The organism is Micromonospora sp. NPDC049799 (assembly GCF_040656655.1).
Lineage (GTDB): Bacteria > Actinomycetota > Actinomycetes > Mycobacteriales > Micromonosporaceae > Micromonospora.
The window spans coordinates 1-11,966 of sequence record NZ_JBFAMU010000123.1 but is presented as its reverse complement, the minus strand read 5'-3'; the positions used below and the strand labels follow the sequence as shown (position 1 = coordinate 11,966).

General features: G+C 73.1%; 10 protein-coding genes and 2 pseudogenes. 4 read left to right on the top strand and 8 right to left on the bottom strand.

The features are described from left to right. Nucleotides 1-441, top strand: a pseudogene (locus AB0I76_RS12465) (hypothetical protein); the annotation flags it as partial. Here AB0I76_RS12465 and AB0I76_RS12460 read toward each other — a convergent pair. After that, nucleotides 428-955, bottom strand: coding sequence for a MarR family transcriptional regulator (locus AB0I76_RS12460; RefSeq protein ID WP_357033854.1), 528 nt, complete (start codon nucleotides 953-955; stop codon nucleotides 428-430). The pseudogene AB0I76_RS12465 and the gene AB0I76_RS12460 overlap by 14 nt on opposite strands. A gap of 98 nt (nucleotides 956-1,053) precedes the next feature. Here AB0I76_RS12460 and AB0I76_RS12455 point away from each other — a divergent pair, with 98 nt between their 5' ends. After that, the gene (locus AB0I76_RS12455) at nucleotides 1,054-2,184 is read left to right on the top strand and encodes a PP2C family protein-serine/threonine phosphatase (protein ID WP_357033852.1); all 1,131 of its coding nucleotides are present in this window, start codon (nucleotides 1,054-1,056) and stop codon (nucleotides 2,182-2,184) included. A gap of 43 nt (nucleotides 2,185-2,227) precedes the next feature. On the opposite strand, the gene AB0I76_RS12450 is transcribed toward AB0I76_RS12455, so the two are convergent. The 7 genes from AB0I76_RS12450 to AB0I76_RS12420 form a co-directional block, all read right to left on the bottom strand. Then, a complete protein-coding gene (locus tag AB0I76_RS12450; RefSeq protein ID WP_357033850.1) occupies nucleotides 2,228-3,712 on the bottom strand; it encodes a sugar transferase in 1,485 nt (494 codons plus the stop codon). 215 nt (nucleotides 3,713-3,927) lie between these two features. After that, nucleotides 3,928-5,682 carry a substrate-binding domain-containing protein gene (locus AB0I76_RS12445; RefSeq protein ID WP_357033848.1) on the bottom strand — a complete coding sequence of 585 codons (1,755 nt, stop codon included), beginning with the start codon at nucleotides 5,680-5,682 and terminating at the stop codon, nucleotides 3,928-3,930. 137 nt (nucleotides 5,683-5,819) lie between these two features. Beyond that, nucleotides 5,820-6,857 carry a lactonase family protein gene (locus AB0I76_RS12440; RefSeq protein ID WP_357033846.1) on the bottom strand — a complete coding sequence of 346 codons (1,038 nt, stop codon included), beginning with the start codon at nucleotides 6,855-6,857 and terminating at the stop codon, nucleotides 5,820-5,822. Nucleotides 6,858-6,967: 110 nt separating this feature from the next. Then, nucleotides 6,968-7,564: an ATP/GTP-binding protein gene (locus tag AB0I76_RS12435; protein WP_357033844.1), complete on the bottom strand. Its 597-nt coding sequence runs from the start codon at nucleotides 7,562-7,564 to the stop codon at nucleotides 6,968-6,970. Continuing rightward, complete coding sequence (locus AB0I76_RS12430) at nucleotides 7,545-7,928, bottom strand: DUF742 domain-containing protein (RefSeq protein WP_357033842.1); 384 nt, start codon at nucleotides 7,926-7,928, stop codon at nucleotides 7,545-7,547. Before AB0I76_RS12430 ends, AB0I76_RS12435 begins: the two co-directional genes overlap by 20 nt. Beyond that, nucleotides 7,918-8,340 carry a roadblock/LC7 domain-containing protein gene (locus AB0I76_RS12425; protein ID WP_357033840.1) on the bottom strand — a complete coding sequence of 141 codons (423 nt, stop codon included), beginning with the start codon at nucleotides 8,338-8,340 and terminating at the stop codon, nucleotides 7,918-7,920. The genes AB0I76_RS12430 and AB0I76_RS12425 overlap by 11 nt, the downstream gene beginning before the upstream one ends. After that, nucleotides 8,340-10,685, bottom strand: a complete 2,346-nt coding sequence (locus AB0I76_RS12420) for a nitrate- and nitrite sensing domain-containing protein (RefSeq protein WP_357033838.1) — start codon at nucleotides 10,683-10,685, stop codon at nucleotides 8,340-8,342. Before AB0I76_RS12420 ends, AB0I76_RS12425 begins: the two co-directional genes overlap by 1 nt. Nucleotides 10,686-11,036: 351 nt before the next feature. On the opposite strand from AB0I76_RS12420, the gene AB0I76_RS12415 reads away from it, so the two are divergent. Together AB0I76_RS12415 and AB0I76_RS12410 are read left to right on the top strand one after the other, a co-directional pair. Then, nucleotides 11,037-11,630, top strand: a complete 594-nt coding sequence (locus tag AB0I76_RS12415; protein WP_357033836.1) for a hypothetical protein — start codon at nucleotides 11,037-11,039, stop codon at nucleotides 11,628-11,630. 11 nt (nucleotides 11,631-11,641) lie between these two features. Further along, nucleotides 11,642-11,966: pseudogene (locus AB0I76_RS12410) on the top strand (hypothetical protein); the annotation flags it as partial.

Genomic DNA, 11,966 nt, shown 5'->3' with positions numbered 1-11,966 from the left:
TGGGGCGCGTCCGCCCGCGACGCCGTGCGGCTGCTGGACCGGCGGCTGCTGTCGGCCACGCACACCGGCCGGTCCGGAGAGCCGGAGACGGACGAGTACGTGGCGGTGCTGCGCCGGCGCCGTGACATCGTGCAGGCGGCCGTCGCGGCGGTGGATCCGCCCGAGGCGGACACCGAGATCCTGGCGAGTGCCGTGGCCCATCTGGTCGACGCGCTGGCGGCGGCGATCCGGGTCGGCGACCCGCAACTGCTGCTCGACTTCACCGACTGGCAGGGCGCGGCGCTGTCCTCGCGGACCGACCGCACCGACGTGCTGGACACCCTGCTCGCCGCGTGCGCCGCCACCCTGGTGGAGCACCCGCGCTCCGACCGGTACCTGCGCCTGGCGCGCGCGTCACGGGGTTCCACCGGCGCGGACGCGGCCGGACTCAGGCCGTCCTGACCGCCGGCGGCTCGTCGGCCCGCCACTCCGGGCCCGCGATCGTGCGCTCCGGGCCGCCGGCGCCGTCGGCCGTCCACGGCTCGACGTACGCCAGCGCGGCGTCCTGGCGGCGCGCCGCGTCGTCGAACTCGCACAGACCCGCCAACAGCGCCTGGACGCCCTCCGGCGACATGTCCGCGAGGATCGCGGCGAGCTGCTGTCTGCGGTGGTGCCGCAACTCGGCGAGGAGCTGGCGGGACTCCCCGGTGAGGTGCAGCGAGATCTCCCGGCGGTCGAGCCGGCCGGGCTCACGCTCCAGCATGCCGGCGGCCACCAGGCGGTCGCAGAGCCGGCTGGCGGAGGAGAGCAGCATGCCCAGCCGGTTGGCGAGTCGGCGCAGGTTGATCCCGTCGTGCTGCTCCACGACCATGATCACCCGTAGTTGGGCGCCGGAGACGCGGCTGGTCGTGCTCTCTCGCGCCGCCTCCCAGACGGCCACGAGGGCACCCGCCGCGGCGTCGAGCTCAGCAGCCATACTCGTCTGGGGTCCCGGTGGACCGTGTACTTCCGCCATGGTGTGCCCGAGAGTACTCCGAATTCAGCGAACGCTGGGCTTGTGATCAAGGAGCAGGTATGAGTGAACCGGTCAACTGGGCACGACGAGTGCTCAACGAGGCGCCGGCCGACCTCCTGCTCGATCGGATCTCCTCGATCCTGACGACGTCGTACCGGGCCGAGCGGGTGGAACTGCTCCAGGTCGACTACCGGTTGTCGGTGCTGCTGCCCCTGGGTGAGGGCGACCCGGTCAGCGGCCCGGGGCACCCGGCGTGGCGGTGTTTCGACCACCAGACGCCGATCGTCGCCGACGCGGACGTGTACCTCCCGGTGTCGATGCGCGGGGAACGGCGCGGCGTGCTCCGCGTCGGGCCGGTGCCGGACGACGAGGCGGTGATCGGTGAGCTGGCGGAGATCGCCACCGCCCTGGCACACGAGATCGAGGCGGTCACCGCCGGCACCGACGTCTACCGGGCCGCCCGGCGTACCCGCCGGCTGACCCTCGCCGCCGAGATGCAGTGGGAGATGCTCCCCGGGCGCAGCCGGGTCCGCCCGTCATTCAGCCTGGCGGGCCAACTGGAGCCGGCGTACGCGGTGCGCGGCGACAGCTTCGACTGGTCCGACGACGGCGACCGGGTGTGGCTGGCGACGATCAACGGCATGGGCGAGGGAGTGGCCGCCTCCATGCTCACCGCGCTGGCCACACACGCCCTGCGCAACGCCCGGCGCGCGGGTCTCAGCCTCGCCGACCAGGCGGCGCTGGCCGATCAGGCGGTCTACGACCTGCACCGGGGCGGCCAGCACATCTCCGCGCTGCTGCTGGAGCTGGACCTGCGCAGCGGGATGATGACCGCGGTCGACGCCGGGTCCCCCCGACTGATGCTGCTGCGCGACGGTGACGTCCGGGAGTTGCCGCTGGAGGCGCAGTTCCCGCTCGGCATGTTCGAGGCGACCGACTACCGGGAGCAGCAGTTCGCGCTGCACCGGAACGACCGGCTCTTCGTGGTCAGCGACGGGGTCATCGACGCGACGGGCCAGGACGTCCGGTACGGCGAGACGGCGCTGGAGCGTTTCCTGCGCCGCACCGGCCCGATGGAGCCGTTGGAGGCGGTGCGCTCACTCCTCGGCGACCTGCGCGCCTTCGTCGCCGGTGACCTGGTCGACGACGCGGTGGTGGTCTGCCTGGACTGGACCGGTCCGCAGCCCTGACCGGCCGCCTCCCCCAACCCGGCGCGGGCCACTCCCGCTGTGGTCAGTACGCCCCGCGGCTGTTGAGCACCGCGCCGAAGGTCTTCCAAAGGATGGTGAGGTCGGCGGCGAGGGACCAGTTCTCCACGTAGTAGAGGTCCAGCCGGATGCCGTCCTCCCAGCTCAGGTCCGAGCGGCCGCTGACCTGCCAGAGGCCGGTCATGCCGGGCTTGACCAGCAGTCGGCGGGCGACGTCGCCGTCGTAGCGGGCGACCTCGGACGGCAGCGGCGGTCGCGGGCCCACCAGGCTCATCTGCCCGCACACGACGTTGACCAGCTGCGGCAGCTCGTCCAGCGACCATTTGCGCAGCAGGCGGCCCACCCGCGTCACCCGAGGGTCGTCGCGCATCTTGAACATGAGGCCGTCGGTCTCGTTGCGGGCGGACAGCTCGGCCAGCAGCGCGTCGGCGTTGACGACCATCGTGCGGAACTTCCAGACGCCGAACTCCCGGCCGCCCTGCCCGACGCGGGTCTGCCGGAACAGCACCGGCCCCCGGCTGTCGACCTTGATGGCCAGCGCGATCACCATCAGCAGCGGCGCCAGCAGGGCCAGCGCCAGCGACGAGGCGGCCCGGTCGACGAAACCCTTGACCAGCTTGCGGGCACCACGGAACTCCGGCGCCTCCACGTGGATCAGGGGCAGGCCGGCGACCGGACGGGTGTGGATGCGGGGGCCCGCCACGTCGGTCAGCGCCGGGGCCACCACGAGGTCCACCCCGGTGCCCTCCAGCTGCCAGCCCAGCCGGCGCAGCCGGGTCGCGGTCAGCTCACCGGAGGCGGTGACCGCCACCGTGTCCGCCCCGATCGCCGTGGCGGCCTCCGGGATCCCGCGGAACGAACCGACCACCGGCACGTCGCCCAGCCGCTGCGGCACCGGCGCGAGCAGCGCGTCCGGGATGCAGGCACCGACCACCTGGTAGCCGGCGTACGGCTCGCGGCGCAACGTGTGCACCAGCTCCAGCACGTGCGCGGTGTCGCCGACCACCAGTACCTTGCGCGACCAGCCGGCGCCCCGGGAGCGGGCCCGGTGCAGCCGCTTGCGCGCCGCGAACCGTGCCACCTCCAGGCCGACCGTGCCGACGGCGAAGGAGATGGCCAGGAAGCCCCGGGAGACACCCATGTCGAAGATGTAGCCGGCGATCGCGATGCCGCCGGCGAGACGCAGGCCGGCCGAGTAGACCCGCCGGTACTCGTCGGCGCCGTAGCCGAGCACCTGGTCGTCGTAGCAGCCCAGCGCCTTGAGCGAGATCAGCCACACCAGCACCAGGCCGGGGGCCACGATGACGTACGGGATGTCGGAGCCGGTCGGATCGTCGGTACGGCCGAAGCGGGCGAGGTAACCGACGAGCACGGCGAGGACCAGTACGGCGGTGTCCAGCACCACCAGGGACCGGACGTAGGTCCGCTCGTCCGAGCGGGACAGCCGACCGGCCGGCGGGTCGCCGGGACCCGACGTCCTGGTGGGGGTCAACAGCGTCGACGACGTCACCGGACCTCCCCACATCGATCGCGGACCGCCCCGGTCCACCGGCCCGGCTCACAGGTGAGCGGCCGTGCCGGAGCAGTACCACATCCTGCATCGACAACTATGCGTACCGATTGCTTCCGACGTATTGCCGTCAGTTTGCCAAATCCGAGCGTTGCTCGGATCGAGCCCGTCGTGGGATCCGCACCCACGACGGGCTCGCCACTCCGTTCCCGGTCTCAGGTACCGGACTTCCGCAGCGCGATCGCCTTCAGGAAGATCGTGCCGATGCTGTTCGGGTCTTCGGTGACGAAGGGCCCGCCGCCGGTGATGTCGGTGATCGCCTTCAGCTCGGCCTTGTTGACCTCGCTGCCGATGCCGATGAGGACGACCTGCACCGGACGCTGCGGGTCCTTGATCGACTTCAGCTGGGCCAGCAGCTCCGCCTGGCTGATGCCGTTGTCGTCGTCGTTCTTGCCGTCGGTGAAGAGCACGATCGAGTTGACCTGCGCCGGGTCCCAGTTGTCCTGGACCGTCTTGTACGCCGCGAGCACCGTGTCGTAGAGCCCGGTGTCACCCTTCGAGGACCTGACGCCCGCCAGTGCCTGCTCCAGCTGGCCCCGCTGCCTCGACAGCGGCCCGATGCCGACCAGCTCCTGGTAGTCCTTGTCGCCGTCGAGCTTCGTGGAGAACGTCCAGAGGCCGATCTGCCAGGAGTCGTCGAACAGGTTCAGGCCGCGCTGGGCCGCCGCCACGGTGACCTGCTGCCGGGTGGCGTTGTTGGCGGTCGGCACCTTCGCCGTCATGGAGCCGGAGACGTCGATGATGCAGAGCAGCCGGCCGGACTGGGTGGCGATGGACCAGCTCGAGACGGCCCGCTCGATCGCGCCCGGGTCCAGGGCACCGGCCGCCCCGCCGCCGTTCGACGGGGGGTTCGCCGTACCACCGGCCGGACTCGGCGCGCCCGGCGGCGCGGTGAAGCCCTCGCCCCAGTTGCCGTCCGGTGCGCGCAGCGACTGCGCGGCCAGCCGGTTCTGGAAGGACGGGTGGGTCAGCACCTCGAACAGCACCCGGGCGGCGGACGCCTTCGCCGGCTCGATACCGGGCAGCACCGCGTACGGGTAGTCCAGCGGGATGGATGCCGGCTCCAGGTAGAGCGCCGCCAGCGGCACCGGAGGCTTCTTGCTGTTGTACTCGATCACGTCCTCTTCGGAGAGGGCCGCCGCGCCGAGGGAGCGAGCGATCGTGGTCGGGTCCTCGGCGGTCGGGAACTTCGCCATCAGGTCCTGCCGGATGTTGGAACGACCGGTGGCCAGTGCCCGCAGCGCCCCGACCGTGTCCTTCTGGGCGTCCGTGCCGGCGCTGGCGGCGGCTGCGGTCAACGAGAGCAACCCGGAGAGGCCGGCGGCGTCCCGGGTGGGGTCGACGATGCCGGTCTTCAGCGGCTTGCTGCTGTTGACCCGCTGGACCAGGTTCACCCAGCTCAGCTTCTTCTCCGGCCAGCCCAACTGGGAGGCGATCGGCTGGGGCATCGCCACGACCACCGGGCTGCGCGCGATGGACGATCCGTTGCCCGGGTCGAAGGCGGTCGCGCCGCCGGTCTTCAGCCGCAGCAGCCAGGTGGAGGAATCCGGTACCCATACGTCCGGGCTGACCGCCGTGCCGCTGGCCTGCCCCACGCCGGCGAGGGTCGCACCGTGCTTGGCGGCGACGGTGGCCGCCACCTCGACCGGTTCGGAGGCGGAGACGGTCACGTCGATGCACGTTCCACCGACCGCGGCTCCGTCCTGCTCCCACTGGGTGGCGGCAGCGTCGACGGCCGGGGCGAGCTCGGTCGCCACGGCGACGGCGAGGTCGATCTTCCCGGAGCAGTCGGACTGCGCCAGCTGCTGGTAGCCGAAGTAGCCGCCGGCGGTGACGGCGAGTACGCCGACCGCTGCGGCAGCTCCGGCGGCGTGGATGTTGGAACGCATGCGATGGCGGCCTGCTGACACGCTGACCATCTTGCGGACCCGTTGCGACAACTACTACAACCGTTCGGACGAAAGTTACGCAGGAGAAACAGTTGATCGCCGTTTCGTGACTGCGGGTAACCAGTCGGCCGCAAGACGTTGCGAAATGCGCAAAGGATTCACGGGAGCACGCAGGTCGGGCTCGGCACCGGGACCGGCTCCCCGACGGCGGTCGGCACACCGCTCGCCGGATCGACCCGGAACACCCGGACCATGTCGGCCCGCTCGTCCGCGACGTACAGGTGGGATCCGGTCAGCGCGAAGTGCCGCGGCCACTCCCCGTCCGTCTCCACCTCGGCCACCAGCTCGGGCAGGGAACCGTCGAGTGCGAAGACCGACACCGTGCCGATGCCCCGGTTCGCCACGTACAGGAAACGACCGTCCGGCCCGACCGCGATCTCGGACGGCTGGACGTGACCGGCCCGGCCGCTCGCCTCCACACGCCCACGCTCGTGCAGCGCGCCGTCGTCGGTCAGTTCGTACGCCCCCACCGATCCGTCCAGCTCCCCCACCAGCCAGCAGCGACGACCGTCGGGGTGCCGGGCGAGGTGCCGGGGGCCCGTCCCGGCCGCTGTCCGCACCCGCGGCCCCCGGGGCACCAGCCGGCCGGAGCCGGCGTCGAGGTCGTACCGGTAGAGCGAGTCGGTGCCCAGGTCCACCGCGAGCAGTGGCCCGCGGCCGGGCGCCGGGCTCACCATGTGGGCGTGGGCGTGCTCCTGGCGTTCGGGGTCGGGACCGTGCCCCTCGTGCCGCACCCGGTCGCTGCGCTCACCCGGCGCCCCCCGCTCGTCGAGCGGGAGCACCGTCACGCTGCCGTCGCCGTAGTTCGCCACGAACAGGTGCCCACCGTCCGGCGCGACCGCCAGGTGACAGGGCGCGGAGCCGCCGGTCAGCCGGACGCCGAGCAGGTCGAGGTCGCCGTCCGCACCCACCCGGAAGGCACTGACCTCACCGGTGGGCAGCTCGTTGACCGCGTACAGCACGGGCAGGCGGGGATGCCGGACGAGGAACGACGGTGACGGGGTGGCCGCGACGGTGCCCAGAGGCGTCAGCGCACCGGACTCCGGATCCCGGCGCGCCGCGACGATGCCCGTGCCCCGCCCGCCGCCCTCTGCCGTGTAGCAGCCGATGTGGACGATCGCACCCTGACCTGTCACCGGACCCGCCCTCCGCCGAACTCCTCCGTCGATCCAACCAGAGGCTTCCCGGTCCGCCGGTCCCCCACACGGAAATCCGCGGCATTTCCGGACACGGACCGGTCCGGGGGTCAGATCGCCGACACGGGCTCACCGCGCTGTCGGGCCACGTGCTCCACCAGCGCGATCAGCACCTCCTTGCCGGACTGCCGGTGCCGGGCGTCGCAGAGGACCAGCGGCACGTCGGGGTCGAGGTCCAGGGCCTGGCGTACGGTCTCCAGGCTGAACCGGCGAGAACCGTCGAAGCAGTTCACGCCGACCACGAACGGGATCCCCCGCTCCTCGAAGTAGTCGATCGACGGGAAGCAGTCGGCCAGTCGCCGGGTGTCCGCCAGCACCACCGCGCCGAGCGCCCCGAAGGCCAGCTCGTCCCAGAGGAACCAGAAGCGGTCCTGGCCGGGCGTGCCGAAGAGATAGACCTGCAGGTCCTCGTTGATCGTGATCCGCCCGAAGTCCATCGCCACCGTGGTGGTCGACTTCGTCTCCACACCGGAGGTGTCGTCGGTGCCGATACCGGCTCCGGTCAGCACCTCCTCGGTCTGCAGCGGCCGGACCTCGCTCAACGCGCTGACCAGAGTCGTCTTCCCGGCGCCGAAGCCACCGGCGACCAGGATCTTCAGCGCGAGCGGGATCCGCCTGTCGGGCCCGTCAGAGCGCACGGAGTCCATCGACCACCGCCTTGAGGATGTCGTTGTCGGGCAGGTTCGCGGCCGGCGGCTGGTGCACCGTGATCAGCCCCCGGGCCAGCAGGTCGCCCAGGAGCACCCGGACCACACCCACCGCGAGGTCGAGGTCCGATGCCAGCTCGGCCACCGGGACGGGCCGGGAGGCCAGCGCCACCAGCCGCCGGTGCTCCGGCTGGAGGTCCGGGTGACCGGCCGGGTCGGCGCCGGGCTCGGCGAGCACGTACGCGACCAGGTCGAAGCGGTGCGAGGACCGGACCCGGCCGCCGGTGAGCGTGTAGGGACGCACGACCGGGCCGGCGTCGTCGTCCAGCCACTGGTGCTGCGTCCCGGGCGACTCAGCCCGCATCGGCCGCCTCCGCCGTCGACCGGGCCGGGGCGGTCAGGTTCTCCCCCACCCGGGTCACCAGCATGGCCATCTCGTACGCCACCAGGCCGATGTCCGCGTCGGCCTCGCTCACCACCGCCAGGCAGGCGCCCTGGCCGGCGGCGGTGACGAAGAGGTACGCCGACTCCATCTCCACCACGGTCTGGCGCACCGGTCCGCCCGCGACGTGCCGGCTGGCGCCGCGGGCCAGGCTCGCGAAACCGGAGGCCAGGGCGCACAGGTGCTCCGCGTCGGACCGGTCCTGGCCGGCGGACGCGCCGAGCAGCAGCCCGTCCGCGGACAGCACGACCGCCTGCCGCGCGGGCGGCACCCGTTCCACCAGCTCGTCGAGCAACCAGTCCAGGTCGGCGCTCTGCTTCGTCGGATGCCGCATCAGGCGTCCCTCTCAGTCGTGGTGGGAGTTTCGGTCTGGGTCCCGGGCCCGGCGGCGGAGGGAGCGCCACCGGCGGCCAGCCGACCGCGCGCGGTGCCGGCCTGGAGCGCGGCCATGAAACGCCGCGCCTCGTCCGGGGAACGTGGCGTGGCCGTCCCGACAGCCGGCTGCCGTACCGTCGGCCCGTCGACCCCGGACGCCGGCGCCGGAGTGCGGTCGGCCGCCGGACGCCCGCCCGGCGCCGTGACCCCCGGGGAGGCGGCACGGCGTACCCGTCGGGGCAGGCCGTCGATCTCGCCGAGCACCTCGGCCGGCGCCGGGAGTGCGGGGGCCGCGCCCGGTGCGACGGCGACCGGGGCCGACGGCGCCGTCACCGGGGGTCGGGCGGCACGCGGCCGGGGCACCGTCTTCCTCCGGACCGGGTTGACGGCCGTCCCCGCGTCCTGGTCGACGGGGAGCGCCGGCTCCTCGGTGACCAGGTCCGGGGGGATGAGCACCACCGCGGTCAGCCCGGAGGTGTCCGACGGGCGCAGCCGCACCCGGACCCCGTGCCGGGCGGCGAGCCTCGCCACCACGAACAGACCGAGCCGGGCCGTCTCGGTCGGGTCGAACTCCGGGGACCGGGCCAGCCGCCGGTTGGCGTCCTCCAGCGCGGCCGGGGACATGCCGAGACCGCGGTCGCTGACCTCCACCGCGTACCCGTTGGCGACGTGGTGCCCGGAGACCTCCACCCGGGTGTCCGGTGGGGAGAAGGCGGTGGCGTTCTCGATCAGCTCGGCGAGCAGGTGCATCACGTCGCCGACGGCCCGCCCCGACGTCCCGGCGGGTGCCACCGTGGCGATGTCCACCCGGTCGTACGACTCGACCTCGCTGATCGCGCCGCGGATCAGGTCGACCACCGCGACCGGCTGCCGCCACCCGCGGCCCGGCGCGGAGCCGGCCAGGATCACCAGGCCCTCGGCGTGCCGCCGCAGCCGGGTGGCGAGATGGTCGACGCGGAACAGCTCGGCCAGCTCGTCCGGATCCTCGGTGCGCCGCTCCATCCGGTCCAGCAGGGCGAGCTGCCGGTGCACCAGCCCCTGGCTGCGTCGGGCGATGTTGAGGAAGACCTCGTTGAGCCCGCGCCGCAGCGTGACCTCGTCGACCGCCGCCTGCACCGCCGTCCGCTGCACCTCGGTGAAGGCGCGTCCCACCTGGCCGATCTCGTCCGCGCCGTACTCCAGCGGGGGTGCCTCGCGGGCGACGTCGACCTGCTCACCGCGGCGCAGCCGGGCCACCACGTCGGGCAGCCGGCGGTCGGCCGTCTCCAGCGCGGCCGTGCGTACCTCGGTGAGCCGGTGCGCGAGGGACCGGCCGACCCGCAACGCCACGACGACCGCGACCACGACGGCGACCAGGCCCAGCAACCCGGCGGCGGCGAGCCGGACGAGGATGCGGACCGCGGTCGGCACCGAGCGGTCGGCCAACCCGTCGGCCTGGTTCAGCTCGTACTCCCGCATCGCCTGCTGGACACGGTCGTAGCTGGCCACCCAGGTCTCGGGGGCGACCGTCGGCCGGGAACGCCCGGACGCGGCGACGGCCGTGTCCAGCAGGGTACGCAGCCGGCCGAACGCCTCCTGCTCGGTCAGCCGCTGGTACGCCGCCCGCTCCGCCGGGGGCAGGTCGGCGACCGCCGACTCCACGAGGTAGCGGTGGTTCGCGACGGCCTGGACGAACTGGCCGTGCTCGCCCTCGGCGAAACGGCCCGAGACGAAGGCGCCGGCCAGCAGGGCGTCGGCCTGCCCGAGCAACTCGCGGGAGCGACCGAGGGCGGTGACCGCCAGCGCCTGCCGGTTGAGTTCCGGGTCGGGCAGGGCCGCCATCGCGGCGAACGCCTGGAAGGCGCTGGTGATCATTCCGCTGTAGAGGCCGACCGCGCCGGCCCGGTCGACCTGCCGCCGGTCGATGAAACCCCGGCCTGCGGGCAACGCGTCCAGGGCCACCACGAGCTGGTCGAGCCGGGTGTCGAGGAGGTCGCCGGCGGCGTCCCGCAGGTCGTCGCCGGCGATCCGGCGCAACAGCTCGGCCACCGCCCGGTCGGTCCGCTGCCGCTGCTCGGCGAGGCCGGGCAGCTCCGCCGTGCCGGACAACTGGATGACCGACAGCCGTCGTTCCCGTTGCAGCTCGGCGACCACGGTCTCGCCGGGACGGCCGAGGTCGTACAGCAGGGTGCGGGCGGCGAGCAGGTCGAGGGCCGGGCCGAAGGTGAGCGTCGTGGCGAAGATCCACAGCGCGAGGAGCGCGGTCACCGGGACGACGACCAGCGCGGTCAGCTTGGAGCGGATCGGCCAGTCGCGTGTGTTCAATCAGACCTCGCCCGGAAGGTGTGGCTGCGGGGGCGCCGGCACCGGCCGGGCTGCGTCCGGTCGGACCACGTCCGGCATGTCAGCCGGACGTCACTGGCGGACGCCTTGGGCAGGATACGTAATCGCTGCCCGATTGCACTACCGTCCGTCGCGTCACGATGCCCGGGCGGAGCCACCCGACGAGGAACGGCCGCCCTGCTCGCTTCCTGGAACCGTTCAAGTCAAGGGCGCCTGCCCTGGCCATCCGCGCCACTCCGGGACCACGAGGTTTACCCGTCGGACAGGAAAGTGTCCCGGATCGGGATTGGCGATCAGTCGACGGAGGGAATACCGGGGGGCGAAGGAGGAGCCATGTCGCCCACGCAGGTAATCGTCATAGTTCTCGTCGTACTGGTGATCGCGGCGCTCGTCGTGGCGGGCCGGGCGTACGCGCGCCGCCGGGCGCTGCGGTCCCGGTTCGGCCCGGAGTACGACCACGTCGTCGCCGAACAGGACAACCGTTCCGCCGCCGAGCGGGAGCTGCGGGACCGGGAACGCCGGCACGCCGAGCTCACGCTCACCCCGCTCAGCCCCGAGGGCCGGGCCCGGTACGCCGCCGCCTGGGAGGAACTCCAGGTCCGATTCATCGACTCGCCGGCCGAGACCGTGGGTGACGCGGACGCACTGGTCACCCGGCTCATCGCCGAACGCGGCTACCCGACCGGTGACTTCTCCGACCAGATCGCCCACCTCTCCGTGGATCACGCCCGGACGCTGACCCACTACCGGGACGCCCACGAGATCCACCTGCGGAACTCGCGGGGAGAGGCGAGCACCGAGGAACTGCGCCAGGCGGTCGTGCACTACCGCGCCCTCTTCGCCGACCTGCTCGGCGAGGAGCCGGTGGGCAACCGGCCGCCCGAGCAGCGCCACCCGGACCCGTCCCACGACGCCACAAGCCGCTGAGGAGCCCCGCGATGCGCCAGGACGAGCAGGTCACCAACGAGCACCCCGAAGCCGTACGCTCCGCGCCGGTCGCGGTGCCGCCGCCCGGCGACCGGGCCGCCCGCACCGAGGTCCCCGAGGACGCGCTCGACGACCGGGGCACCTTCGACGACCCGGCGGTCGCCGGCGAACGGGACGGACGGGACGACACGGACCCGGACCGCACCCGCGCCCACGACGTACGGGCCGATGACGGCGAGCGTCCCGAGTTCCACGAGCCGGGTCCGGTGCCGACGGCGTTCGGTGCCACCACGGTCGGCGGCGCGGTGGCCGCGTCCGCGCTGGCCGGGCCCCGCC

Bases quoted from the DNA above. Each gene is read 5' to 3' on its own strand.
- AB0I76_RS12460 (WP_357033854.1), bottom strand. From the start codon at position 955: ATGGCTGCTGAGCTCGACGCCGCGGCGGGTGCCCTCGTGGCCGTCTGG.
- AB0I76_RS12455 (WP_357033852.1), top strand. From the start codon at position 1,054: ATGAGTGAACCGGTCAACTGGGCACGACGAGTGCTCAACGAGGCGCCG.
- AB0I76_RS12435 (WP_357033844.1), bottom strand. From the start codon at position 7,564: ATGGACTCCGTGCGCTCTGACGGGCCCGACAGGCGGATCCCGCTCGCG.
- AB0I76_RS12430 (WP_357033842.1), bottom strand. From the start codon at position 7,928: ATGCGGGCTGAGTCGCCCGGGACGCAGCACCAGTGGCTGGACGACGAC.
- AB0I76_RS12425 (WP_357033840.1), bottom strand. From the start codon at position 8,340: ATGCGGCATCCGACGAAGCAGAGCGCCGACCTGGACTGGTTGCTCGAC.
- AB0I76_RS12415 (WP_357033836.1), top strand. From the start codon at position 11,037: ATGTCGCCCACGCAGGTAATCGTCATAGTTCTCGTCGTACTGGTGATC.